The sequence below is a fragment of the Prauserella cavernicola genome (assembly GCF_016595675.1).
Lineage (GTDB): Bacteria > Actinomycetota > Actinomycetes > Mycobacteriales > Pseudonocardiaceae > Prauserella_A > Prauserella_A cavernicola.
In genome coordinates this window covers 1-286 of the sequence record NZ_JAENJH010000079.1, presented here as the reverse complement: position 1 = coordinate 286, position 286 = coordinate 1, and the positions used below count along the sequence as shown (strand labels likewise).

At 66.1% G+C, this 286-nt stretch carries 1 protein-coding gene; it reads right to left on the bottom strand.

The window, feature by feature from the left end:
* Positions 1-92: 92 nt before the first annotated feature.
* Positions 93-286, bottom strand: a 194-nt coding sequence (locus tag JHE00_RS34780) for an SDR family oxidoreductase (protein ID WP_200326455.1), incomplete at its 5' end; no start/stop codon positions are given.

Here is a 286-nt window from a genome sequence, read left to right as displayed (position 1 = left end):
AGTCCAGCAGGTCCTGGTAGAACGCCACCGAAGCGTCCAGATCGGACACTGTGAAACTGAAGTGCCAGACACCGTGCAGCATGGGGAACTCCTCAGTCCATTTCAAGTCCGCCACAGACGTTCACGGCCTGTGCGGTGATGTACGACGCGGTGGGGGAGAGCAGGAAGGCCACCGTCTCGGCGACCTCGCCGGGCGAGACCGTGCGGCCTAGCGGGATCTGCCCGGCCAGCGCGGCGAAGGACTTCTCGGGCGTCGTGCCCGTGATCGCGGCGCTCTCCCGGTGGA